Annotated in this window: 18 protein-coding genes and 1 pseudogene; 12 read left to right on the top strand and 7 right to left on the bottom strand. The window is 54.9% G+C overall.

Annotated features, from left to right (window positions below):
* The first annotated feature begins 77 nt into the window (after nucleotides 1-77).
* The 5 genes from GEV01_RS07365 to GEV01_RS07385 all read left to right on the top strand — a co-directional run bounded on the left by GEV01_RS07365 (nucleotide 78) and on the right by GEV01_RS07385 (nucleotide 9,250).
* Entirely contained in the window at nucleotides 78-1,139 is a 1,062-nt protein-coding gene (locus tag GEV01_RS07365) for a hypothetical protein (protein WP_152803048.1), read from the top strand.
* 503 nt (nucleotides 1,140-1,642) lie between these two features.
* Nucleotides 1,643-2,467, top strand: a complete 825-nt coding sequence (locus GEV01_RS07370) for a hypothetical protein (protein ID WP_217428368.1) — start codon at nucleotides 1,643-1,645, stop codon at nucleotides 2,465-2,467.
* A gap of 111 nt (nucleotides 2,468-2,578) precedes the next feature.
* Nucleotides 2,579-6,364 (top strand): zinc chelation protein SecC, encoded by a 3,786-nt coding sequence (locus GEV01_RS07375; protein ID WP_152803052.1) that lies wholly within the window; start codon nucleotides 2,579-2,581, stop codon nucleotides 6,362-6,364.
* A gap of 378 nt (nucleotides 6,365-6,742) precedes the next feature.
* Nucleotides 6,743-8,101, top strand: a complete 1,359-nt coding sequence (locus GEV01_RS07380; RefSeq protein WP_152803053.1) for an AlbA family DNA-binding domain-containing protein — start codon at nucleotides 6,743-6,745, stop codon at nucleotides 8,099-8,101.
* A 120-nt stretch (nucleotides 8,102-8,221) separates the two neighbouring features.
* A complete protein-coding gene (locus GEV01_RS07385) occupies nucleotides 8,222-9,250 on the top strand; it encodes an AlbA family DNA-binding domain-containing protein (protein WP_217428369.1) in 1,029 nt (342 codons plus the stop codon).
* Nucleotides 9,251-9,503: 253 nt separating this feature from the next.
* On the opposite strand, the gene GEV01_RS07390 is transcribed toward GEV01_RS07385, so the two are convergent.
* The 3 genes from GEV01_RS07390 to GEV01_RS07400 form a co-directional block, all read right to left on the bottom strand.
* On the bottom strand, nucleotides 9,504-10,049 hold the full coding sequence (locus GEV01_RS07390) for a hypothetical protein (RefSeq protein ID WP_217428371.1): 546 nt from the start codon (nucleotides 10,047-10,049) through the stop codon (nucleotides 9,504-9,506).
* A 509-nt stretch (nucleotides 10,050-10,558) separates the two neighbouring features.
* Nucleotides 10,559-12,973 carry a hypothetical protein gene (locus GEV01_RS07395; protein ID WP_152803057.1) on the bottom strand — a complete coding sequence of 805 codons (2,415 nt, stop codon included), beginning with the start codon at nucleotides 12,971-12,973 and terminating at the stop codon, nucleotides 10,559-10,561.
* Complete coding sequence (locus GEV01_RS07400; RefSeq protein ID WP_175022974.1) at nucleotides 12,970-13,899, bottom strand: PIN domain-containing protein; 930 nt, start codon at nucleotides 13,897-13,899, stop codon at nucleotides 12,970-12,972. The genes GEV01_RS07395 and GEV01_RS07400 overlap by 4 nt, the downstream gene beginning before the upstream one ends.
* Before the next feature lie 179 nt (nucleotides 13,900-14,078).
* On the opposite strand from GEV01_RS07400, the gene GEV01_RS07405 reads away from it, so the two are divergent.
* Both GEV01_RS07405 and GEV01_RS07410 read left to right on the top strand, forming a co-directional pair.
* Nucleotides 14,079-15,164: a PA0069 family radical SAM protein gene (locus GEV01_RS07405; protein ID WP_152803059.1), complete on the top strand. Its 1,086-nt coding sequence runs from the start codon at nucleotides 14,079-14,081 to the stop codon at nucleotides 15,162-15,164.
* 245 nt (nucleotides 15,165-15,409) lie between these two features.
* Nucleotides 15,410-16,306, top strand: a pseudogene (locus GEV01_RS07410) (PA0069 family radical SAM protein); the annotation flags it as partial.
* Here GEV01_RS07410 and GEV01_RS07415 read toward each other — a convergent pair.
* A complete protein-coding gene (locus GEV01_RS07415) occupies nucleotides 16,298-16,981 on the bottom strand; it encodes an O-methyltransferase (protein WP_152803061.1) in 684 nt (227 codons plus the stop codon). The pseudogene GEV01_RS07410 and the gene GEV01_RS07415 overlap by 9 nt on opposite strands.
* Nucleotides 16,982-17,060: 79 nt before the next feature.
* Between GEV01_RS07415 and GEV01_RS07420 the strand changes: the two genes are divergently transcribed.
* Nucleotides 17,061-17,687, top strand: coding sequence for a TetR family transcriptional regulator (locus GEV01_RS07420; RefSeq protein WP_152804002.1), 627 nt, complete (start codon nucleotides 17,061-17,063; stop codon nucleotides 17,685-17,687).
* 44 nt (nucleotides 17,688-17,731) lie between these two features.
* Here GEV01_RS07420 and GEV01_RS07425 read toward each other — a convergent pair whose 3' ends face one another.
* From GEV01_RS07425 to GEV01_RS07435, 3 genes are all read right to left on the bottom strand, one after another.
* Nucleotides 17,732-19,954, bottom strand: a complete 2,223-nt coding sequence (locus GEV01_RS07425) for an alpha-galactosidase (RefSeq protein WP_152803063.1) — start codon at nucleotides 19,952-19,954, stop codon at nucleotides 17,732-17,734.
* Nucleotides 19,955-20,048: 94 nt separating this feature from the next.
* Nucleotides 20,049-20,615, bottom strand: coding sequence for a gamma-glutamylcyclotransferase (locus GEV01_RS07430; RefSeq protein ID WP_152803065.1), 567 nt, complete (start codon nucleotides 20,613-20,615; stop codon nucleotides 20,049-20,051).
* A gap of 18 nt (nucleotides 20,616-20,633) precedes the next feature.
* Nucleotides 20,634-21,548: a LysR family transcriptional regulator gene (locus GEV01_RS07435; protein WP_152803067.1), complete on the bottom strand. Its 915-nt coding sequence runs from the start codon at nucleotides 21,546-21,548 to the stop codon at nucleotides 20,634-20,636.
* Between the two features lie 89 nt (nucleotides 21,549-21,637).
* Here GEV01_RS07435 and GEV01_RS07440 point away from each other — a divergent pair, with 89 nt between their 5' ends.
* The 4 genes from GEV01_RS07440 to maiA are packed head-to-tail and all read left to right on the top strand — an operon-like array spanning nucleotide 21,638 to nucleotide 25,199.
* Nucleotides 21,638-22,174: a VOC family protein gene (locus GEV01_RS07440; RefSeq protein ID WP_070268715.1), complete on the top strand. Its 537-nt coding sequence runs from the start codon at nucleotides 21,638-21,640 to the stop codon at nucleotides 22,172-22,174.
* Nucleotides 22,171-23,193 (top strand): fumarylacetoacetate hydrolase family protein, encoded by a 1,023-nt coding sequence (locus GEV01_RS07445; RefSeq protein WP_152803069.1) that lies wholly within the window; start codon nucleotides 22,171-22,173, stop codon nucleotides 23,191-23,193. The genes GEV01_RS07440 and GEV01_RS07445 overlap by 4 nt, the downstream gene beginning before the upstream one ends.
* A 27-nt stretch (nucleotides 23,194-23,220) precedes the next feature.
* Nucleotides 23,221-24,558 carry an MFS transporter gene (locus GEV01_RS07450; protein WP_152803070.1) on the top strand — a complete coding sequence of 446 codons (1,338 nt, stop codon included), beginning with the start codon at nucleotides 23,221-23,223 and terminating at the stop codon, nucleotides 24,556-24,558.
* A complete protein-coding gene (gene maiA / locus GEV01_RS07455; RefSeq protein WP_152803072.1) occupies nucleotides 24,555-25,199 on the top strand; it encodes a maleylacetoacetate isomerase in 645 nt (214 codons plus the stop codon). Before GEV01_RS07450 ends, maiA begins: the two co-directional genes overlap by 4 nt.
* Nucleotides 25,200-25,205: the final 6 nt, after the last annotated feature.

Genomic DNA, 25,205 nt, shown 5'->3' on the forward strand with positions numbered 1-25,205 from the left:
GGTCAAAAATGTTGTTCTTCAGTACGCGTTTAGCCCGCCTCTGGACTATGATGTGATTTCCACAAGGAAACTACATTATGGATATCTTTGCCTTATACCCAACAAGCCCAGGATATGACTTCATCACCGAAGATACCTATTTCCAAAAGACCCAGCGTCGTTTTCCTTGGGCTACGCACACTAAAAGTTTGCCGAAGAGCCCTCTATATCTCGCTACCTGCCCGGAATGTAAAAATGCGATAGAGATCCGTGAGTTAGATAGGGTGCGCGGCGAAAATGAGCGAGCTCCAATGGAGCCTTTTGGAAAGCACTATCAGCACAACGTGCCTGGGCTGGACATTATTTACGATCAAGCGAAATACGATAACTGCTCGCTGCGCGCGAAAGTTAGCCTGAGTTCCTCTGAGCCCCGCCTGAGCCAGGCATTCAATGATGAGGTGCTGAAGCTTCTGGTGAACGAAGCCGCAGTGGTTCGGGAAGTCTTGGCCACTACCGTTGGCATAGGTTTTGGCGACCGGCTTTTCGAATCTATGTTAAAGACCTTTATCGAACAAGGACGCTACAGGTGTAAGGGTGTTATGCCTTCAAATTTACCTTTCGCGCTGCTCTACTGGACCGAGAGTCAATGGATAACCGGACAGTACATTTCTTCAGAAAAGCATGTTGAGATGGAGTGTGCTATTGAAAATTCTCTGCACTTTTGCATGAGTGGACGCCAAATCAGTTCAAAGCATTGGCGTGATAAGCAGTCGGCGGCAGCACGTGACAAAACGCCACTCCCTTCAAGACCGGACTGGGGACCACATAGGCTTGCTTTCTTCATGGGAAAGAGAGTCGTTCGTGGGGATGAGCGAAAGGGGGAAAAGAACCATATGACGCTAACCCTAACAGAGCACACCAATAATAAGCCGACGGGAAACCCAATCTATAAAAAGAAAATTTCCTATTCAAATAATCACTTCCCTAACGCGATTCGTGCGTTTGAGCGCAGGATGAGCAAACCAGAAGAGGCGGCTGAGACTTTGGCAAAACGCATACGAGCGGGAAAACTTGCCTACTCTTACGCCAAGCATCTTCTTCCAGATACATGGCGCCCAAACTGGGAGGACGAAGAAGGCGCTCGTCTTGACGCAAGCTAATCTGGCAATGATCGGCACATGCGTTAGGGCCGTCTAATGCGGAATTTCTCGCGTGTCTCAACGCTGTTCTGAGCCGCTGCTGCCGGCAGAAGACATCAAGGGAGTGGCATCATCTCGGCGCTCAACTCGTGCGATCTTCACTTTAAATTAAGGCTGAAAATTAGATGGATAAGGTTATAAAACTGGGTCTTAACAAATATCCGACAATACCGCATACGCTCCGCTCTGCACCAAAGCTTAACCAGCCGGCCCAGGAAATATCGGTTGGCCTGGCCCAACTTTTTCATCACTATTACCTCGACACATATGGTCGCCGCCCCCCCAGCCCCGACCCGACACAATTCGAGCACGTTCGGTTCTTACTACCAACCTCAGACTTCCGTTTTCAGGGCGGAGGATTGGGCATATCTACAGCTGCTCGGCGAAGCCGATCATGCGAACTTGGGCAAGCATTTTGTCGCTGGTTCCTTCATGAACATTTAAATATTACATACTTTGCGCACATGGGAGATCTGCTCGACAGGCAGCTTCATCGTGCCTTCGGAGGCTGCTCCATTAGTCGCTCAAAAAGTGGCGACACGCCAGACTATTTCTGCGCTGAGAGTGTGGATCGTGTGTTTCTAGCGGAGGCCAAAGGTCGTTACACTTCAATCGGCTTCGCTACGAAGGAATTCGATGGCTGGCGAGAGCAGTTCAATCGAGTCCAAGTATTAGATGCGGCAGGGATCCCTCGTAGCGTAAAAGGACACGTCGTAGCAACACGATTTGCTACAGAAAGAGATAGCGCTGTAGTTCGAACGACATTGCTAGCTGAAGATCCACAGAGCCCGGGAGAGAGGCCCCTTGATGGTGAACTCGCGCGCGTGCTAGGTTCTGCGATCATCGGCTCTCACTACAGCCGAATTGCGGAAAAGCTAGACCAGCCACTCTTAGCAGCCGCACTGCGCAATGGCGTCACACTTCCTCCGGAAATCCTTGTGCCAGTCGTCGTTTGGGAATTGGCAATGCCCCCATTCAAGGGCCGACGGTTTGTAGGTGGCTACTTCAGCCCAGATGATACCCCCGCCTTCCGGGTAATGGACGGCAAAGTCGTCGCCAATCGCAATGACCCGCTCAGACTTGACCGCCCTAGAGCAACTTTCTTTGGCGTTGAGGAGAAGATCTTTCGTCAAATTGTCTCGGCATGTCGTTCGACAGGTCGATTCGACGAACAGTTAAATCAGCTTGAGAATATTGAGCCTATTTATAGCGGGATTAGCATGCTCCGTGATGGCTCCATTGTTGGTCCGGCGGAGTTCTTCTTACCCATTAGCACTGCCACACTTTGAGATTTTAGCTCCAAGCTTCTAGCGAGATATCGATGGAATTCGCCCCGTGCCTTCATCCGGTGAGAAGCAATTGTGCTACCTTGGCACATTGGACATTCATGTGGAGGCGCGATGGAATTAAACGATGACCCAGATTCTCTTCTCGAAGACTGGGGGACATTTGCAGCTGCAATGGCCGCGATGAGCTCATCGATGTCCGTCGGGGCCGTTGCGGATCAGGCACCGGAATTCATCGCCACTCTCAAGTCATATTGCCCCATAAAAGCAGCCGCAACCTTCGGCGCACTAACAACACAAAAGCGGTTGCAGGGCAACGCTCTACGTCTAGAGACCTTGGTTCATCTTTGTGTAGCCTGCTGCCAGGGGGAGCGCGCCCCAACGCAGCAACTTCTCGTGCAAGGATTCACTGCGATCGGCAGTGTATGTGGAGAACTTGAAGACGACCCGGAAGATGTTTTTTCTTCGCGTATTTATTCGAAGCGCGGGAACTATCAGGTTTTGGGTGGACTATGGGAAGGCGGCGCTTTCTATTTGCAGCGATTTGTAAATCTGGCTGACGGCTTGCCTGACGATCCACGGTTTCAATCCATTACCAATTCCATTCACGCCTTGCTCAGGCTCTCTGATGCGGTTTGTGAGCGCGCGAACTTACGCTGTAATGACCTCGGTGCAAATAGCCCCGAAGAGCACTTACCCAGCAGGTTCAAAGAGGAGTCCGCGCAGCTTAGAAAATTAGTCAGATTCACCAAGAACGACATAACTCAATTGGGGATCAGACTACCGGATCTCATCCCATTTGTGTTCGACCCGGACGATAGATATCAGTTGCGCCTTCAGGCAGTTTCACACTCAGATTTGGAAGCAAAACCGCTCGCCTTCGATGACGAGTACATTTACGTACTCATGCCGAACGCTATCTCGGCTACGATTCGGCGCTACTTCATTTTGGCACTGGGTACCGGTGAAAATCGGGGAATTTTTCTTCGTGCGCTTGCTCGCGAATATTCACAGATGTTCGAGTGCTCGCCCTTTCTTGGCAAGCGAGGTACGCGCGTGCCGTTTGCATTCACACATTCCGGTACCCTCTGCGCTATGTCCCAAGAGGTTGATGTAGGAAGGTACCTCAATGTTCTCTTCGTTCTTGATGACTTGGATGGATTTGAAGAGGATGGATTTGGTGGATTATTTGACGTAAAGGAAGGCATGCAAGAGCAGCTTAAAAAAGCAGTCGCCTCCATGCAATCCGACGCAGCCAAACGGCCTGGCTTTAAAGAAGGCATCACGCTAACCGTGATATGCGGAATCGGAAGGGGAACAGCCGTCGATGAGTTGGTTGAACCACAAGTGAATTGGCAGCAGCAGATCATTAGCGCAGCCGATTTACTTACTTTGAGCCGGTCCAAGTCAATGGAGCCGCTGAATCTATTCCGCCTATGCGATATGGAATCCGTACTAATGGAGAAACGGGTTTCGATTCAAAACATCAACGGTCTACTGAATCTTTTTGCATGGACTGAGTCCCTAAATGGCCACCTGGTTCCTCACGCGGAAATTCCAGACGACTGGAACTCCGATGAGCATCAACACTTTTTAACGATTACCCAAAATGCACTTGTGGATCTTAGGCATCAGGTCTCGAATTCAGTCGACGAACAGGTTCAGCAGTTCGTTGATGGCGCCTGGATGTATCTTATTAAAGAAAGCGCAAGCTACTTCGAAGAGGACAACGAGCGCCCAACTTATGTGCATCTTTCTGCCAAAGACAGATCGCGGCTCATAGGCTCGCGTATCACATTAAATCGGTGCTGGTGGTATGAAGTTGTGGCGCCGGTGGGCCAGCATAGCGCTCGCACTCTTGAAAACTGGAAGATGCTTGGTACCTGGATGGCGAGAGCCGCCGATGCGCTCGAGCGTGCCTTTGCGTCGCAGTTGGGAAGCGGTGCCATCCTCTGGCGATGTGAATTTCCAAGTCTACCTCTTGACGGAATCAATGGAAGTAGAGGTTCCGAAGCGGATCTTGAAGGAGCATTTGCCATATCGGTTGCCCGCGCATCGCGAACTATAAATGTCAAGGTGGGATCAGGCTTTTACCGCGCACTCTACCATCCGCACAATATCGCAGAGCGCGCATTAGTTCGAGCATTCGTCGCAGGTGCCGCAGAACTAACAAGTGTGCACTATCACGATTCAAAGATCGAAGAAGTTGTACGAGAAATCGTACCTAATCAGGATGCACGCTATAGCCACGTCTTTGCTGGCCGTGGCTTCCGTGACTACTTTCATTCGGAGATAAGCGAGAATCCGATCACGATCAATCGGTTCGATGATGCAGTACTCAGGCTGGGACTTGGCTGGACTGCACGCTCACCCAAAGATGGAGGACTGGTTTCCGGAAAACAGGAGTGTCTGGACTTTCTGCATTCGCTTGTCGGAAAGCTTCAGAAGGAAGTTGGAGAACGGTTGAGGCGCTTTGACAAAGCAGAGCTGATAAAACAGCTGATTCTTAATTATGAAGTAGCGAGTCTGTCGCGGGATCGATGGCATCGAACCGCAGCCGCCGTTCTTGCGTTACGAGATGATAAGGACGCAACGATTAAGGCGATGTCCGAGTATGAGTTCAAGCTTAACGGTACTCTCCAACCAACTCGGAATCTAGTCGAAGTCGCCCTATGCGAAGCCGGAACTGATGCCCAGCTTCAGCCTGGCGTGCGTGACATAGGGCTGCTCTTGGCTATGAGCGCCCAAATTTTCCACTTGGGTGGCTGGGCGGACTTAATTCATTGGGACCTACTTGAGCCAGAACTTAGAATCAGAGCACTTGGCGATGTACATGCAAACCACGACTTTATGGATACCGTGATGGACGGATTTGGACAGGCGACTAGTGAGCATCGCTTCAAATCCTCGGCAAGAAAGTATGAGAAATATCTCAAACATCCAGACGCTGTGGACGATTCAAGCACGATAGAAGGAATGAGAGAGTTTCTCAGCGCGTGGGAGAGCGACTTCGGCGCCCATCTTGATGAATTCAGGCGATTCATTGACAAGCTTGAAAATTATGGCGTTGAACAGAATGAGCCTGTGTTTTTCTTGAGGCGTTCTGATCTCGTCGCTCTAGCCGACACCCCAGTTGGTTCGTTGATCATAGATGCGCTTACTCTGGTACCACGACCGCAATGGAATGAGCTACCGTCTGGGTATTCATTTAAGGATATCGCCCCCTGGAAATTCCGCAGACGGCTAAGTGTTCTGCGACGCCCATTGCTGCAAATATCTGATGAATCTGATCCAGTGTTCGTGATCGCTCCGGGACTGGTTCGGGACGGCTTCCTGTCAACAGTCGGCAACTTCTATGACGGGGCATATCCGGATATTCATCTGGGGCCGGCGATGCGGCGCTACGCAGGTTATGCACGAAATCGAGATGGGAAGACGTTCAACAATCGCGTGTCGAGCCGAATGAAGGATTTCGGGTGGACTGTTCTCCCTGAGGCATTCGTAACGAAAATTCTTGGGAAGGCCTTTGATCGAAATTATGGCGACGTCGACGTACTGGCTTGGTCACACGAAGTAAATCGTGTACTGATCATGGAATGCAAGGATCTTCAGTTCCGCAAGACTTACGGCGAGATCGCTGAGCAGCTCTCGGATTACAGAGGTGAGGCATCCGCCGATGGAAAGACTCGAGACTCGCTCCGGAAGCACTTGGACAGGGTTGAAATCATTAGGACAAATCGAAAAAGCCTTTGCAGCTTCTTATCGATAAAGGAGGACGTCGCGATTGAGAGTCACCTGGTCTTCAGCCATCCTGTTCCAATGATGTACTCCGGCGGACCTGTTCGAGATCTAACGGAGACTCGGTCGTACGACCAACTATCTGAACTTAAGGTCAAATGATATATGAGTGTTATACCAGACCGTTGCTAGACGTCGCTCACAGCTCACCGTATCGACCTAGGAAACGGGAAGTGAGCTAGAAAAAAGTAAAGGAAGCAGCCTAGAATCAGGTAAGTATCCTCATCACTAACGCCAGCGATTCTCATGAGTTGCTGCCACTCAATCGCATTGAACGCCGATACTCAGAGTTGTGAGATTCCGCGTATTTTTCAGTTGAGCAAGATGCTATCCTCTAGGGAACCGACCGAGTCCAGCCATTGGCCGCCAATCAGACAAACGGGGCGTACTGAGCAATACTATGCTTGAGCTTGTTCTGTCTCATGTCGAAACGCCGCAATGCCAAATATTGGTCGGTATGTGATTTAATGACCTATTTCTATGCTTCTGACTTCAACTTCGATTCCCAGCCCTTTGCGCGTGTACTTCACCCTACATTTGGGACAGAAGATATTTCGCCGACGTATCGTGCAATCATCTCGAACAAGAAGTGGAAGGGTCGTAAATTGCTGTGTTGTCGAACCGGTTTTCGATTCTGAGCATCAATCGAAGGAAACCAAACAATTTGTTTATTCGGATGCTGTGCTGTACGAGGATTGGTTGAGTGGTAAAGAGTGCGACGAGTTCGTTTTTTCGCTTGCTAACACCCTCACCGAAGTGGCAAATGGAATTGAATTTTCTTCGGAGCGGCGCTCATGGGAACTTGCTCAACTTCCGTTTATGAATTCGTTTATGGAGCGAGCAGGATCTGTCGCTTCATTTGACATTCGCTCTGATTCTGGCACTCAGAGTCTCGCCCCCCTTATCGGATGGAACCTGGCGTTTTATCCTGACATCTTTGCCGCCGTACGCGAATGGATCAACCTCCGGGAGTATCACGGCGAAAACGATGGGCGCAATCAAAAGGTCATGTTCCTCATGCCCGAGAACAATGCCTTCATCGCTTCTGCAGAACAGAGCACGGAAGGGCGCCTAACGTTGAACGTGGCTGGGTCCCTAGTTGACGAACACAAGTTTGCAATTGTCGGCGCTGCGTCTACCGGCAGTCGTGTCACTCAGCTACGAGCTGAGATTTCTAACGGTCAGGCCAACGTTCCTGTCGCACGGGATACTGACAGCCTAGAGCTCTACCTTATTGACCAGAGTGGAGAAATTTTCGACTTCCACAAAGAAGGAAAGTTTGCGCGTTCCGGCCGACAGTTCTTGCGCTCACCCCACGCACCGGGCAATGATCGCGTGAAGGCCGCCATCGAGTTAGGCGAAGGCCCGCAGATCGAATTTAAGCCATTCGTCACGCCTGAACAGAGGCTCAATGAGAACAATAACAAGACTAAGCTCGCGGAAATCCTGAATACAGTCGCGGCGTTCTCAAACTCTGGAGGTGGTGCAATCTTTATCGGAGTGGATGACGACTGCCAAGTTGTCGGCATTGACGAGAAACTTCCCGCCTGGGGCAACGCTGGATTTAGTGAGCAGCTAGTTGACAAGTTCGTAGGTGCTTGGCGGAGCGCGATTAGAGATAAGATCGAAGGAGAACTGGCCTTCAAGGTTTCGGCTGTCGAAACCGAGGCGAAAACGGTGCTCGTCGTTGACGTAGCTCAGAGCGTGAGCCGTCCCGTAAATTTAAAGGACAACTCAACCATCTATGTGCGGCGTGGCGCTAGCAATGTAAAGCTTGCTCCGGCATTGTGGTCTGCGTTTCTTGGCTCAGAAGCGACAACGCGAGAGGTCCTCAACTAGTTTTACTATCATTGTGCGCCGAGCGATGGCGTTTTGCTGTTGTGGTCAGGTGTAAGTATGGGGGCAACTTCTTAATTCTGATTCCCTCACTGTGAGCAACGTTAAGTAAGGATTTTTAGTTTGACTATAGATTTTAAATGCTCTGCTAAAATCGTTGAGCTATTTCACGAAGGGACTTGTCTAATAGAAAGCCCTCGGAATCGCAAGCTACAATTAAGCGGCAACGACATTTTGCCAAAACTCAATGGTACAAAGGTTGAAGATATACCGAACGATATAAGCTTTTATATAGATGACCTTCAAAATATTTATCCCTCCTTATCAGCTATCTCTCTTGATAATTCGGAAGAAGGGATAACTATAATAATGATGACAAGCCACATAAATCTCGCTGCTTGGATAAGGCCATTTTCCTTTGACGAATACATTTCAAAAATGGGATCACTGATCGATGAAATAATATTGCCAATTGAGAAATATTATAAGCATGATTCTGTGAAGCTAATTAACCACACCATACTGGGGCTTAAGTTTCAAATAAAATCTGGAGATTTGGTTGATACAATTTCCAGTCATCTAAAAAATATTTCAGACGCTCAGCGTGAAGCCGAGAGATTACTTTACAAGCAGAACTTGCCGAGTCATATGTGCTTAGTTCGGGATATAAATTTTGTTGAAGGTGAGAGGTGCCGCTTAGAAGAAGACCTAACGGTAGAATTCAAGGAGGTTAAAGGTGGAAATCCAGTAAATTCAATTCAAAGCTTGGCGGATGAGTATGTTTTAGCTTTTTTTAATAGTGAGGGCGGAAGCGTTTTTTGGGGTGTTAATGATGATGGCATTGTCGCAAGCTTGAAATTGACATCAAAAATGAAAGACGAAATAAGGAAAGCTATCAATAATAAAATTAATGTGATTGAGCCACCTATAGATCCAACACAGATAGGGGTATTTTTTTACGAAGTTCCAAACACTGATAATGGCTACGTACTGGAAGTACGCGTTCCGAGGTCTGATTCGGAACGGCTGTATTTTAATTCCTCTGGTGAGACCTGGGTTAGGTTGAATGGGTGTAAAAAAAAGCTTCAGGGCTCTGCATTGCAGGACTATATTATCAAGCGGCATCAAAAAACTCGTGCAGACTCTCGATAAATTTTTAGAACCTTCTGTCAATTTCATCCGCGATCTTGTGACTTGGTCCCTGGACTCGGTTTTGGATTTTTCATGCTGCCGAAAGCTGCTGCTGCTGAGCGCCCGCAAAGGGGACTACCGCTTACCGGGCACAGTGCGTCTGAATGACGACGGGCAGTACTTACCCAAAGCAGCAGCCGTTGGGTGCATAGAGACTACCTACCAGAAGGAGTCGATCATTATTCACAAGTGCTTGATTCTGCATTTTCCAACATTACGACGGCCGCCTTGAGACGGCGTAATTGCAGTACCATCGTAGGAACTCTTCAATATCGTGGCTCATTCGAAGGACACTCACCGTGATAGGGGTGGACTTGGCAAGAGGCTTTTCAGGAGGAACTCCCTCTGCCCGGAGGATCAGTAGTTCCACTTCGAAATCGTTAGGAAGGGCGACGAATCTCATGTGCTTTGGCGCGGAATGGACGATGAAATCGTCCCGTACAGCCTTAAGCGGCATTTCGAACCAGTCTGTGCCATTTCTGATGCGTTCGGCGTAAGGCTCGTGATCGCCATATGGTGCTGTTAGCTTTTTGAAAAATTTCTTGTGGTCGTTAAACGATTTGAAGCTTGGCCGATTGCCGACTTGCAGAAAGTGGCTTGACAGGGATGCCACTCGGTCCAGCAGGATTCTTGCGTGGATCAGGCAGTTTATGATCTCCAGCTCTGTGTACGGGGCCACCTCGCGATACTTCTCCGCGATAGCTCTCTGGGATGGGGAGTATTTTTGGCGGTACTTGCGAGCGTATTGAGCTGAGCTCATGTAGCGAGTCACAATGGACATATTTGTAAGGAATCTACGGACCGAAAGGTAGTACAGGTTGTATGCATCCCGGTAGCGTGAGACGTCGGTGCTAACAACTGGATCCAAGTCAAATTCCATTGCAGTGAACCACGATTCGAGTGGATCCTGCTTTACCCGAGAAACCTCTCTACGCACATTGGGTCGTTTTCCCAGCGAGCGATGACCCAAGGGGAAATTCATATTTGATAGATCCTTTTGCCGCAATAATCATTAGAGTGTGTCGGTATAGCGGCCTTTACCATGAGGGTCGAAGGTTCTTTAACCCTGCTTATGCCTCTCTGCCCGCAGCCGGTAAACGGTCTCTCAAAACTCTGACTCATCTGATAGCTTGCGTCAGATCAAGTCTGGGCTAATACAGCAAAGGCGCCTGGCCCAAGCGTCCCTCTCCGTAGGTATCCACCGCGTAGATATTGAGGATTTGTAGAGCTTCGGACGGTCTGTATCAAACGGAGTCTAGCTGTTCCCGTTTATGTTTCATCTTTGTCGATGCCGAATCGATACTTGCGAAGCGCCAGTCCTTCATCAACACGTTGTCTTTCGTTCTCGATAAAGCGCCGAAGACCATCAGAAAGCCATTCGGCGAAAGCTCTCACGTGTTCATTTTCTTCGTTCAGCCAAGTAGAGAGTGCTTGCTGTTTACTTTCGAATGAATGGACCATACCGTATTCGCCATGTACAACACCAGTTGACTCTATGATCGCGGCAACTTCGTTCCAGACAGTTGAGTGTTCCGGAACAGTTTTAACGATGGCCTTGCAGACCTCATAGGTTGATAGCGACCCTTCATATGGTCGGAGGACGCCCATGACAAAGTCGATATCATCTTGACTACCAGCTCTCGTGTAATCGAGGAGCAATTCCTCAATTGGCGAGCCGAAGGCCGGAAATGCAGACTTGATGAGTCGCGCGCCACGATAGCTGAACATGTATCGAACTTCATCCTCAAAGTCTCGGCGTAGAGCAGCAAGTAGTTGACCTGGTTCTGCAGATAGAAGCCCATTCAGTTTATGGAGCTGATAGGGAATGGGCTCATACCGATCTTCACCAAAGTCGTCGGTCTCCTTCTTGCACTTTTCCAAGCCACGGGCATATTTAATTCGTTCGATAAAGAAGTCGATGACGCCTTTGAGATCCTGCTGCGCAATCTCGCTTAAAATCTCCTCGCCGTGGTAGTCCAAGTTTGGAAGGGGGATCAGCGACGTTAGCAGTTCCGTGCGATCATCAGTCGCCATCGCCCTTATTAACGCATTAAAGTCCTTCCTGAACCAGATCACACTGACCCAGCGTGCATCATTTTTCTTGGCCAATCCACGCAGGGCCTGCATAAATATCGGCATTGCGTCACTGGCTCCCTCAGAATACAGATTTGCCGCGACTCCCATAATCTGCATCAAAGTCTCACGATCATCGATTTCGCTGGCTCGAGTAAGAACTGCGATAAGTACATCCAACTTCGATACTCCGACGTTATAAAGTGACTTGGCAATAGTTGTTAGGTTCCTGCCGACAGAAATCCACTCACGCACAATGTCTTCAATTTCCGGTTGATGTGCATTGGCCCATAAGCCCCGAATCAACGGAATAAGGAAGTACGCCATGACCTCCTCATGGACGCTGATGAGATTGAGGGCGAGCTGAGGCTTCTCCTTGCCAATGGATTCTAGGAACTCGTAATAGACAGGGAACATTGCCATGTCATTTGAGCGGGTCTTAGAGAAATCAAGGATGCGATCTTTCCAGAGGTCGAAACTTGAATCGTCAATCTCGTCGAGATACCGGCGTGCTGCCTCCTTGCGCTTAGCATCGCTATAGTCCCAAGCTTTTTCAGAGCGGCTTAAGTCCTCCCAATTTCCAAAGATGCCCTCAAATCCAATGAGTTGCTTGTAGATCTGGTATTCCTTTTGTGCGGCTAGCGCATCACGTATTTGTAATGCCTTTTCCTTTATCGTTTGCGTAGCACCGTGGAAGTAGTCCCAGTAGGCCATGTGCTCGATAGATTGCACGAGAGGCAGTGCGTCCGTCGCTACTTGATCGCGCATGAATTCAAGCACTGCGATAGTATCGCGCTCGAACATTGCGAGTGTTTCGGCATCGGTGTCTGAGCGCTCCCGCCGGGTTGCTGAGTCAAGCGTGTGTAGTACTTGCTTTCGATGCTCGATTGATTTATCAAGCCCGTACATGCGCTTTGCCAGATTGATTGCGTCCGAACGCACTGCTGCGACGCCGCCATCGCTCGTCACAGATCCACGCCGAATCGTAATGGTCTGGTATGACCAAGATGTACCTTCAATAGTCGGCGACAAGACTTTGCTAAGAACACGGAGAATTACATTAGCATTGCGCAGCAGCGCATCATCCTTCAATTTTGAAAGATGAGTCACTAACCGAGTCTGAGGTTCTGCTCCACGTGGTGGCGTGCTAAAGAAAATGTCTAGGTGGTACGCCGCGAGCGACTCAAGAGACCTCTCTGCTTTTGCTCTTACTTCCTCCTCAGCGGATTGCGACATCTCGAGCAGGAAATCAATCACATCTTCCGTGTGTACATAACGTATTTTTTCGGCGACATCGATTGCTTCGCGTATCAGGCTTTCATGCGTCCAATAGCGAACTTGAGTTTCCGAAAGCGGCTTACCTTCTTCTGTTAGAATTCGATTCGATATCGTACGCACAAATGATGTCAATATAGGTAGCGTAGCCATATGGAAGCGCGGAACCAAAACCGTCAATATCTTTAGAGATTCCGACAGCGCATTGTATTCCGTGCTCTTCTGGAGCATTTCTGAGATACGCTTGAACTCGTCGCTAAGACGCGAATCAACTGCAGCAGACTTGATGTCCACCAGTTTAGAAAGGGCTGCAAGGCGAAGGTCGAGGTCGCTCATTTGAGAACCTTCAGCAATACGTCTATAACAACTTCTGTGCCGGCGGCTTCCTTAGCAAGGGCGCGGCTTGTAGGTAAGAGGTGCGATCCGGTATCAGTCAGCCGGCCTGACAACACGAGCGTTTGGGCTTCGTGCTCGACAATTGCTCGGTCGTACCCGGCAGCTTCGAGGGCGGCGAATAAGGCGTCTTTTGAAGGCGTGTTGAGCGCCTCTATGAGCCCCAGTATTAGAACGTCGATGTTTTTGAACGCAGCGCTGCGGAGTTGGTCGAGCGGCACGAGCGGCCCTTCGACAACCTGCTTCTGCATAGGGACTACCGCCGTAGCTTGTTCTATGTCGGCAAGCAGTGTCGCAACGTCCTTGTAGACCTTGAAGTCCTCCGCTTCAAACGCTGCCGCCAACTTATTGTCGGCAATCAGCGCGCAGCGGATGCCCTTCTTTGGTTTGATTTCAATCGCAGCTTCCAGAATCCATGAATCGGGAATGTCTTTACGTCGTTGTTCTCGGGGCTCGTTCGGGTTGAAAGGCGGTCGCACATCGAAAAATCGAGCCCATGCGTTGGCGGCCTGCTCCTCGGAGATATCGATCACCTCGATCTTGTTGTCCGTCACAAATCGATTGAAGACGTCTTGTGAATTTCGCGTGACCTCGTCTAGCCCCCCCAATTCCATAATAGGCTTGGGCAGGCCGTCCACGATCATCCCAAGCATGCCGCGTTGGAGCTTGGCAAACTTCGATTTCAGTTCGGCGACCGCATCTGCGTATGCTTTTAGGTGATGGGTACGCTCTTCCTCGAGGGCAATGTACGGGATGTGGATTTTTAGAGTTCCCTTCTGACACTCCCGCAGGAGAAGCTGAAAGTCCGGGTGCAGGAAGGGAGTCCTCCGCAACATGCTCGTGTCGATGACAAGGTCGAAGGTTTCCATGGCCGATGCTTAGCTAGCGAAATTCACATAATGATGTTGAAGATTATAGCAGTCGGTGCTGCCCTGGCTTGCATGAATAGCAAGCCAGCATGTGCTCCATCCTGTACCACAGATTCACTTTGCAGGGGATCACGTTGGCTGCTATGATGTACTGTATATTCATACAGTATCCGAAGAACATGTCACACGATCCACTTATCAACATTAAAGGCCGTGGTGCCTTATCTAACGGGCGAGCCCGATTCGAAGAGTGGGCCAGGGAGTCGGACCCAGAATATCAGAATCTTGACGAAAATGGCGCGTTGGTTGAAACAAAAATACGAACAACCATTTGGCTCCAAGAGGCGAAAAGTATAATTTCGAGAAACACGTCGCCTGATATACCGTTTGATTATTCTATTAATCCTTTTCAAGGTTGTGAGCATGGTTGCATTTACTGTTTTGCTAGACCTACACATGCCTATATTGGGCTTTCGCCTGGCTTAGACTTCGAATCAAAAGTTTTTGCCAAGGTAAACTCTGCTGATTTGTTGAGAAAAGAGTTGTCTTCGAAGAGTTATGTTCCAAAAGTGATTGTGCTCGGAGCTAATACTGACCCATATCAGCCTGCCGAGAAAGAGCTCCGAATTACACGAAGAATTCTGGAAACACTTGAAGAGTTTAATAATCCAGTCTCGATCACGACAAAATCTGGACTTGTCGTGCGAGACAGCGACATTTTAGAGCGGATGGCAGAAAAGGGCTTAGCTCGAGTATTTGTTTCTGTAACAAGTTTGAGAAACGAAATTTCACGCACACTGGAGCCGCGGGCGAGTGTGCCTAAGAGGCGACTTGATGCCGTAAAGAAGTTAAGCGATATTGGTATTCCTGTGGGAGTATTAATTGCTCCAGTTATTCCTGCCATTACCGACGAAGAGCTTGAAGCAATTGTCGCTGCTGCAGCGAACGCTGGCGCTACTACAGCAGCTTATATTCTCTTAAGACTCCCTTTGGAAGTCGCAGATCTTTTTAAAGAATGGCTTTCCATTCATTACCCTCAGAGAGCAAAGCATGTTCTTAGTATTTTGAGTCAAATGCGAGGTGGCAACCTTTACGATTCACGGTTTGGAAAGCGCATGAAGGGAACGGGAGTCTTTGCGGATCTACTACGAGACAGATTTCATTTGGCATGTAAAAAAAATTTCCTAAACTTAGAGCGAAAAGATCTCAGGTTGGATTTATTTTCCTTGCCGAACACCGGCAGCCAGCAGATGAGCTTATTTTAAAGCTCGGATTGGTCGTTACGTTGCTTGAGTACATTCAGAATCTGTGCGTCTGGAAGCGGACGCGACCGCCACTGCATTCAAGTTCTAAGCAAGCAGCGATGTACAAATTGGCATCCGTGACGACGATAGCTTTGCTGGCAATGCATGGGCGCGACGCGTATTGCCAGCAAGTGCTTCATTGCAGGCGTAGGGCAAGATTGGACGTATATGTACATAGTTATGTATTTGAGAGGGTTAGATGGGTTGGCTGCGAACACGGATGCATATACTGCTTTGCTCGGCCCACGCACAGTTACCTCGGCCTGTCGCCGGGCATGGATTTCGAGAGCAAGATATTCGCCAAGGTCAACGCGCCGGAAGTGCTGCGGCGTGAGCTGGCCAAGGCTGCCTACGAGCCGTCCGCGATTGCCCTCGGCGTCAACACGGACGCCTACCAGCCCTGCGAACGCGAACGCAAACTCACGCGCCGCGTGCTGGAGGTTTTACAAGAATGCCAGCACCCGGTAGGGCTGATCACCAAGTCCTCGCTGATCGAGCGCGATATCGACATCCTGTCGGCGATGGCGGCGCGGCAGCAGGCAGGCGTCGCCATCACTCTGACCACGCTGGACCCGGCCATCTCGCGCACGCTGGAACCGCGCGCCGCCGCGCCGGCCCGCCGACTGCGCACGATACGCACGTTGACGGACGCCGGCATTCCGGTCGCGGTCAGCATCGCGCCGATCATCCCCTTCATCACGGAGCCCGATCTGGAGCGCATCCTGGAAGCGGTCAAGGAAGCCGGCGCCGTCAGCGCCCACTACACCGTGCTGCGCCTGCCGTGGGAAGTGGCACCCTTGTTCCACCAATGGTTGCAGGCGCACTTTCCTGATCGCGCCAAGCGGGTGATGAACCGCGTGCGTGAAATGCGCGGCGGCAAAGACTACGACAGCGACTTCGGCGCCCGCATGAAAGGCGAGGGCGTCTGGGCCGAGCTGATACGCCAGCGCTTCAAGATCGCCACCGAACGCCTCGACCTGACCGGACGTGGCAGCCGCTTCCACAATATGGACGCATCGCAGTTCACGCGGCCGCTGGTGGTGCCGCCGCTGGGCGCGCGCGCCAAGGCGGCGGCCGCAGCAGGGCAGATGGATTTATTCTGACGCGCTCACTGCGCCGGTGTAGACAGAGAGTTCGACATCGTCCGCGAACGGCATCGACATGAAGCCCGACGCTGGCGCGCGCACCATCGCCACATAGTCCGGGTTGTAGTCGGCGTTGTCGGCGACGATGATCGCGCCCGGACGCAGCCTGCTTTGCACCAGCGCCAGGATCTCTGGATAGAGTGCCTTGGCGCCGTCGAGTAGCAACAGATCGATGCGCTCGGGCAGGTCGGAGGCCAGCGTTTCCAGCGCGTCGCCAGTGCGGATTTCGACCAGGTCGAGCAGGCCGCCGGCCATCAGGTTGTCACGCGCCCGCTCCACCTTGGACAGCTCGAACTCGGTGGTGATCAAGCGGCCGCCGCCGTTGTCGCGCAGGGCGGACGCCAGGTACAAAGTTGAGAGACCGAACGATGTGCCGAACTCGATGATATTGCGAGCGTTGCTGCTGCGCGCCAGCATGTAGAGCAGCGCGCCGGTCTCGCGTGACACCGGCAACGGCGCATCCTTCAGGCGATGGTAGAGATTGAGGTACTCGGTCTTGCTGCGCATCAGGCGTTCGCGCTCGTCCTTGGAAAGCTCGGCGACGGCCGGGATGTCGGCGATCCGCACGGCGGCGGTCTCTTCAAACAAGCGGTCGAGCAGGGAGGCAACAGGTTGGGAGGTCAGGGTAGTCATGCTGGATTCCTTTAGAAGTAAGAACGGATATAATATGAAGAATCCTTCATGTTTCCAATTCGCGTTCCTGATTCCCACCATGACAGACAGCCCCAAAGCCTCAATCTCCTCGCGCAGAAAGCCGAAACAGGCCCGCTCCGCCGACCTGGTTTCCGCGATTCTGGAGGCGGCTATTCAGGTTTTGGCGAAAGAGGGTGTGCGCCGCTTCACCACCACGCGGGTGGCGGAGCGGGCGGGCGTGAGTGTGGGATCGGTGTACCAGTACTTTCCGAACAAGGCGTCCATCCTGTTCAGGCTGCAAGCGGACGAGTGGCGGCAGACCACGGAAATGCTGGTCAACATCCTGCAGGACAAGCAGAAGCCGCCGCTGGAACGGCTGCGCCTGCTGGTCCATGTCTTCCTGCGCTCGGAGTGCGAGGAGGCCGAGATCCGCACCGCGCTCAATGACGCGGCGCCGTTCTACCGCGACACACCCGAAGCACATGAGACGCGCTCGACTGCCGACCGCATCATCGAGGCGTTCATGCGCGAAGCCCTGCCCATGGCGACGGACAAGGTACGAACCTTGGCCGGCGATCTGGTCATCACGACCTTCAGTTCAGTCGGCAAACAGTTCTCGGAAACGTCGCGCACGCAGGAGGAGATACACGCCTACTCGGAAGCCTTGGCCGATATGCTGTGCGCCTATCTCGCCAGTCTGAATTAGTCCGCAGGACAACTCGCCTATATTCCCTGCCGTGTCATGCTGCTTCAAACGCCATCGAGCACAAAGGCGGCAGCCTGGAAATCCCCTTCGAGCACGACATCGATCCCACGCCCCATCCAGTAAGCGCCGCTGGCGCGCTGCGGCGTCTGCGGCGTGGCGCTGCCGGAAATCGCCCGTAGCGCATAGTTCCGTTTCGGATCAAGCCCGCGCAGCTGGATGCTCGGCTGCGGATTGCGTCTGCCGCCGGAGTGCAGGAAGGCAAACAGCACGGCCTGTTTGCCGTCCTGTGCCACGGACAGCGTGGCCGAGCATGCCGCTCCGCGCTGCGGCGACACCAGACGGTACAGCTTCCCTTGCTGCACCGTCGATCGGACACTCTTGTATTCCGCGACCAGGTGCTTGGCCTTCGCAAAATCCTCGTCTTTCCAGTGATTCAGATTGGCGCCGATGCCCAGCGCGCCCTGCATCGATGACAGGAAGCGGTATTCCAGCGACGTGACGCGCTTGTTGAGGTAGTTCGGCGCATCGGTCACCCAGGCCATCATGATCCCTGGCGCATAGGCGTGGCTGAAGCCGTCCTGGATCAGCAGCCGATCGAACGGATCGGTGTTATCGGATGTCCACACCTGGTCGGTCAGCGCCATGATGCCGAGATCCACGCGGCCGCCACCGCTGGCGCAGGATTCGATCTCAAGCTTCGGGTGGCGCCGGCGCAGTTCGGCCAGCAGCTTGTACAGGTTTTCCACGTAGCTGACATACAGCCTCTGCTGCTCGCCAGGTGCCGCCTCCGGCCAGCCGGGTTCCGACCACGCACGGTTGTGGTCCCACTTGAGGAAGGCGATGTCATGCTCAACGAGGAGCTTGTCGAGCACCGTCAGCAGGTGCTCGTACACATCCTTGCGCGCCAGGTTCAGCACCAGCTGGTTGCGTGCCTCGCTGCGCGGCCGGCCCTTGAAGTTGATGCCCCAGTCCGGATGGGCTCGATACAGATCGCTGTCCGGATTGACCATTTCCGGCTCTACCCACAGCCCGAACTCCATGCCGAGCGCATTGACACGCCTGATCAGCGGCGCCAGCCCGGTCGGGAATTTTTGTCGGTTGACGAGCCAGTCGCCCAGGCCGGCCTTGTCGCTATTGCGCGCCCCAAACCAGCCATCATCGACCACGAAACGTTCCACGCCGATGCTTGCCGCTTTCTCGGCAAGCGCCACCTGTCCCGCTTCATCGACGGCGAACGTGGTGGCTTCCCACGAATTATAGAGAATGGGGCGCAGTCGCGGCTGCGGCGCACCAGGCAGGATGCGCTCGCGCTGGTAGCGGTGGAACATGCGGGATGCGCCGCCAAAGCCACTCTCCGAATATCCGGCGTGGAACACAGGCGACGCCAGGCTCTCACCCGGCTTCAGCCGATAGGCGAAGTCGAAAGGGTTGTAGCCGGCGGTCGTGCGGACGCTGCCTAGCGCATCCATGTCGACGTGGATGCGCCAGGAGCCGCTCCATCCCAGCGCACCGAACCACACGGGGCCGGACTCCTCTTCCGTGCCGGCATGACTGATCGCGATCCAGGGATTGGCCTGGTGCGAAGTGACGCCCTTGCGGCTTTCAATCACGATGGAGCCCGGCTCGATCGGGCGCGTCTGCAATGCGAATTCACCTCCCCAGCGTCCTGTCAGGTAGGAAAGGCGGTAATCGTCCCGGTATGGCAGGCTGATGCTCGCGGCCGCCAGCTGGTCGAGCTGGATCCAGCTGGCCGTGCGGTTTTCCGCCACGGCCGAGCGGACCAGGATGCCTGTCGCCGCATCCATTGCATACGTGAGGGTCACATAAACGGCGCGGCTGGCATCCTTCATCCGCACCACGATCCGGTCCTTGTCGAGCTGGTGACTCTCGTAGCGCAAGGCGAGGTCGCGCACGCCGTCCGGGAACGTCACCTTCAGGGCGGGTTCGACGGTCAGGCCACCGCCAAAGGACGGGAACTCAAACGGCGTGATCGTGACCGGCATTTCATTGGAGGAGTTTTCGGGCAGCGGCACGGGGGGCGGCAAGCTGTCCTCGCTCGACAAGGCGCTGCCCCAGTACATCGACTGCAACTGTCCTTCGCTATTGACGCCGAACGCGTAGGTGACGCCCGGTCCATCGAGCCGGAAGACCTTGGTGGTTTCGTCCACGGAAGGCCGGGCCATGACGGAGCCGTCGATGGCGATACCGGCGAGGCCGCCGAGAAGTTGCATGCAGAGGGTGCGGCGGCGCTGGTCGATATGAGCCATATGGTGTTGTCTCGCGATCGTTATCGTTATCGTTGCAGTGGATGTGGTTTCGACTGGATGGGGGCTTAGCCTGGCCGCCATCATATCAAGAACCTTAGTCTTTCAGCGCGGCCAGATGGCGCTCGATCTCGAACACGTGCTGATCGTGGCGGCCCAGCTCGCGCAAGGCGCTGGCCAGGTGATTGAGGTAATCGCTGTTCGGCCCGCTGGGTCCGGCTGAGCGGGCGATGTGGCGCGCAATCTCCTGCTCGGAGGCTGCGCCGAGGAAGGCCGTGTTGTCTGGCGTGGCGATGTAGACCAGGCCTTCCACGCTGTCGCCTTCCTCGAACGCGATGGCGATCGCCAGCCGCAGATAACCGTTCTTTTCGCGATGGTCCAGGTGGGCGAACACTTCCGGCGTGATCAGGTAGGCCATGCCGTGGCAGATGGCACCTGCCTCTTCGATGATGGTCACGACCCGCCCCGGCGCGTCCGGCGTGCCGCGATGGTCGTGCGAACCTTGCCAGAAGCGCCGCGTCCAGTTGGCGATGCTGGCCGGGCGGCGTTCAAGGTAGGGGAAGTCGGCCTTGTAAATCAGGGAACCGTAGCCGAACAGCCAGACGCTGTGGTGGCCGTCGAACTGGTCCATCTGCTGATTGATGGCGATGGTATCTGCTGTCATAGGTCAATTATAAAACGATCAGCCCTGCGGCACATTCCACTGATGGGCTGCGGCAAACTCCTGCAGGAAGGCGACGAAGCTCTCGGCCGCCGGCGACAGCGCCCGCGCATTGCGGGTGTAGACGAAGAAGCGCCGCGTCAGCGCCGGCGATTCCAGCGGACGCATCTGCAAGCCGTACAGTTGCACCATTTTTTCCGCGTACGGCAGGCAGACCGTGATGCCCAGCCGCGCATGCACCATGGCCAGCGCGGTGGTCATGAAGGTCACTTCGTTGTACGGGCTCAGCGATTGTTCGCGGAAGGATGCATGCATGTCGCGCAGCAGCCGCTCGGTGAACTGCCCTTGCAGCGAAATCAGCGGGAACTCGTTGACGTCGGCCCAGGTGATGCGCTCGCGCTGCTCCAGCGGATGGCCGGGCGGATACACCACCACGAAGGGCATCTCGAACAGCGGCTGGGCTTCGATCTCGGCCGTGGTGTCGCGATCAGGGCCGATGCCGAAGTCGGCCTCGCCGCTGAACACCCGTGCCGACACCATCTCCACCGGGCTGTCGGCCAGCCACACCTGCACGTCCGGATAGCGCGCCTTGTAGGCGGCGATCACCTCGGGTATCAGCGTGCAGGACAGCATCTGCGGCGCCGCCACCCGCACCGAACCCTGCTTGAGCGCCTTGCGGCTGGCGATGTCGGCCATGGCCCGGTCCAGGTCTTGCAGCATCTTTTCGAACAGCGGCGTCAGCTCGCGGCCGATCTCGGACAGCTGCGCTTTGCGCGTGGTACGCTCGACGACGCGCACCCCCAGCATCTGCTCCAGCTCCTTGATCTGTCCGCTGAGCGCGGATTGCGTCACATTGAGATGCTCGGCGGCCAGCGTAAAGCTGCCGGTTTTGGCGAGCGCCACCAGGGCGCGCATCTGGCGCAAACTAGGATTCATCGGAAAACCTGATAAGTGAGCTGAAAAATATCGTTTGTATGATATCTGAAATTCGCATTTAATGCGGAATGACCGAGTTGGAGACAAACATGAAAATCAAGCAAATACATCACGTGGCCTACCGCTGCATCGACGCCAAGCAGACCGTTGAGTGGTATGTCAAACACCTGAACATGGACTTCGTGCTGGCGATCGCCGAAGACGAAGTGCCGTCCACCAAAGCGCCGGACCCGTATATGCACGTGTTCCTGGACGCCGGCCACGGCAACGTGCTGGCCTTCTTCGAGCTGCCGACGCAGGCGCCGATGGACCGCGACCACAACACCCCGGCCTGGGTGCAGCACCTGGCGATGGAAGTCGAGACCATGGACGAACTGCTGGCCGCCAAGGAGCGCCTGGTCGCCGCCGGCATCAGTGTGATCGGCCCGATCAACCACACCATCTTCAAATCGATCTACTTCTTCGACCCGAACGGCCACCGCCTCGAACTGGCGGTCAACACCGGCACGCCGGAGATGATGCAGAAGCTCGACGCCGTCAAATGGGAGATGCTGGAAGAGTGGTCGCAGACCCGCAAGGCGCCCAAGCACGCCGCCTGGATGCACGCACCGGAGGTGAAAGCATGAAGCTCGCAACCCTGAAAGACGGCAGCCGCGATGGCCGCCTGGTGGTGGTCAGCCGCGACCTGTCGCGCTACCAGCACGTACCGAAAATCTCCGCCACGCTGCAGCACGCGCTGGACAACTGGGAGCTGGTGTCGCCGCGTCTGGAGCAGGTCTACGCCACGCTGAACGCCGGCGAAGCCGTCGATACCCATCCATTCGACCAGCAGTACTGCCACTCGCCGCTGCCGCGCGCCTATCAGTGGGCCGACGGTTCCGCCTACATCAACCACGTTGAGCTGGTGCGCAAGGCGCGCAACGCCGAAGTGCCGGCATCGTTCTACACCGACCCGCTGATGTACCAGGGCGGCTCGGACAGTTTCATCGGCCCGCGCGATCCTATCTTCGCGCTGTCGGAAGAGTGGGGCATCGACCTGGAGGCCGAAGTAGCCGTCATCACCGGCGACGTACGCATGGGCGCCAGCGCCGACGACTGCGCCAAGGCGATCCGCCTGGTCATGCTGGTCAACGACGTCTCGCTGCGCAACCTGATCCCGAACGAACTGGCCAAGGGCTTCGGCTTCTTCCAGTCCAAGGCCGCCAGCGCCTTCTCGCCGGTCGCCGTCACGCCGGACGAACTGGGCGCGCACTGGGCCGACACCAAGCTGCACCTGCCGCTGCTGGTCGATCTGAACAAGCAGCCCTTCGGAAAACCGAACGCCGGCGAAGACATGACCTTCAACTTTGCGCAACTGGTGGCGCACGCCGCCGCCACGCGTGAGCTGGCGGCCGGCACCATCATCGGTTCCGGCACGGTGTCGAACAAGCAGGGCAGCCTGCACGGATCGAGCATCGCCAACGGCGGCGTGGGCTACTGCTGCCTGGCCGAGGTGCGCATGTACGAGACCATCGAAAGCGGCAAGCCGCAGACCGGCTTCCTCAAATTCGGCGACAGCGTGCGCATCGAGATGCACGACGAGCATGGCGCCAGCATCTTCGGCGCCATCGAACAAACCGTCACGCACTACCAAGAGCGCAGCTAAAGCGCCGGCGAGGCAGGAGGAGACAAGATGGAACAACAAGTAGATATCCCCGCACTCATCGACAACAACAAGATCAGCGCCTTCCAGATCGGCGTCTATCTGCTGTGCGGCCTGTGCATCCTGATGGACGGCTTCGACGTGCAGGCGATGGGTTATGTGGCGCCGGCCATCATCCAGGAATGGCATGTCAGCAAAGCCAGCCTGGGGCCGGTGTTCGGCGCCGGGCTGCTTGGCATGCTGGTTGGTTCGCTGGTGTTCAGCGTGATGGCGGATAAGATCGGCCGTCGTCCGGTGCTGATCGGCGCGACCATGTTCTTCTCGGTCTGCATGCTGTTGACGCCTTCCTGCACCACGCTGGAACAGCTGCAATGGCTGCGCTTCGTCACCGGCGTCGGCCTCGGTGCCATCATGCCGAACGTGATGGCGCTGGCCGGCGAATACAGCCCGCTGCGCCGCCGCGTCACGCTGATGATGCTGGTGTCCTGCGGCTTCACGGTGGGCGCCGTGGTGGGCGGCCTGGCCTCGGCCGCGCTGATTCCTTCGTATGGCTGGCAGTCGGTGTTCTACGTCGGCGGCGTGCTGCCGCTGGCGATCGGCGTGCTGATGATCTTCATGCTGCCGGAGTCGATGCAGTACGTGGTCCTGAGCGGCAAGCGTGTCGAGCGCGTGGCGCAGTGGCTGCGCCGCATCGATCCAACGTCCACCGTGCATGCGGGCAGCCGCTACCTGGTGCACGAGAAGACCGGCAAGCGCGGCTCGGTGGCGGAGCTGTTCCGCGAAGGCCGCGCGCGCACCACCGTGCTGCTTTGGCTGGTCAACTTCCTCAACCTGCTCAACCTGTACTTCCTGTCCAACTGGCTGCCGACCATCCTCAAGGACGCCGGTATGTCGACCAGTATGGCGGTATTGGCGGGCACCATCCTGCCTGTCGGCGGCACCATCGGCACGTTGATGATGGGCCAACTGATCGACCGCTCCAGCTTCGGCCGCGTGCTGATACCTGGCTTCCTGGTGGCGTCCGTGGCGATCGTGCTGATCGGCCGTCCGGAGGCGTCGCTGGCCTTCCTGTTCCTGGCGATTTTGGTGGCGGGCTTCTGCATCGTCGGCGGCCAGCCGGCCGTCAACGCGCTGGCGGCCAACTACTATCCGACCACGCTGCGCTCGACCGGCATCGGCTGGAGCCTGGGTGTGGGCCGCGTCGGTTCCATTATCGGCCCGGTGCTGGGCGGTGAACTGATACGCATGAACTGGCCGAACAGCACCATCTTCGTGATCGCCGCTGTGCCGGCGCTGTTGTCGGCGCTGATGTTGTGGATGATGGACCGTCCGCAGCCGGCTCAAATTTTTGAACGAGAACTTGCATGAAGCTTTATACCTACTTCCGTAGCTCCGCCGCCTACCGCGTTCGCATTGCGCTGAACCTGAAGGGGCTGGCCTACGACGCCGTGCCGGTCCACCTGCTGCGCGACGGCGGCGAACAGCTCACCGATAGCTACCGGGCGCTCAATCCATCGGCGCTGCTGCCGACGCTGGACGACGACGGCAGCGTGATCGGCCAGTCGCTGGCCATCATCGAATATCTGGAGGAGACGCGTCCGCAAGCGCCGTTGCTGCCGTCCGGCGCAGCCGACCGCGCCCGCGTGCGCGCGCTGGCGCTGACGGTGGCCGCCGACACGCACCCGCTGGGCAACCTGCGCGTGCTGAAGTACCTGAAAGGCCCATTGAAGGTAAGCGAAGAGGTCAAGCTGCAATGGCAGCAGCACTGGCTGCAGATCGGCCTGGAGACACTGGAGCGCCTGCTGGCCGATGACGCGCGCACCGGCCGCTACTGCCACGGCGACACGCCGACGCTGGCCGATTGCTGCCTGGTGCCGCAAGTATTCAGCGCCCAGCGCTTCGGCGTGGACATGGCGCCGTATCCGACGATCATGCGCATTCACGCCGCCTGCGCCGAGCTGCCTGCCTTCCAGCAGGCGCACCCGTCGCAGCAGCCGGACGCCGAATAAGCGCCC

Origin of the sequence: Rugamonas rivuli, from assembly GCF_009380165.1 — a bacterium.
GTDB lineage: Bacteria > Pseudomonadota > Gammaproteobacteria > Burkholderiales > Burkholderiaceae_D > Rugamonas > Rugamonas rivuli.